This window comes from Bacillus sp. SIMBA_005 (genome assembly GCF_046535585.1).
In the GTDB taxonomy this organism is placed as follows: Bacteria; Bacillota; Bacilli; order Bacillales; family Bacillaceae; genus Bacillus; species Bacillus pumilus.
The window spans coordinates 1-263 of record NZ_JAWRWI010000592.1 but is presented as its reverse complement, the minus strand read 5'-3'; the positions used below and the strand labels follow the sequence as shown (position 1 = coordinate 263).

Sequence of the window (263 nt, the reverse complement as noted above, 5' to 3'; positions counted from 1 at the left end):
CGAAGTGGAAGATCACCGGCGCGCGCGGCACCTGGTCCAGGTACTGCAGGTTGCGCGCGCCGTAGTAGCTGACCGAGGGCAGGCCCAGGCGGATCGCCGACAGCAGCGCCACGGTGCCGCCCCAGCAGTAGCCGACGGTGCCGACCTTGCCGGCTGGCGCCAGCAGCGCGGCGGCGGCCTGGACCACGTCCACGGCCCGGTCCATGCCCAGCGCGGCGACCATCTGCTTGCCGCGCTCGCTGTCGCCGTAGGCCAGCACGGCG

At 74.1% G+C, this 263-nt stretch carries 1 protein-coding gene; it reads right to left on the bottom strand.

Translation table 11 applies throughout. The features are described 5' to 3' along the window. On the bottom strand, positions 1-263 hold a 263-nt coding region (locus SB660_RS21430), incomplete at both ends, for a dienelactone hydrolase family protein (protein WP_410584422.1).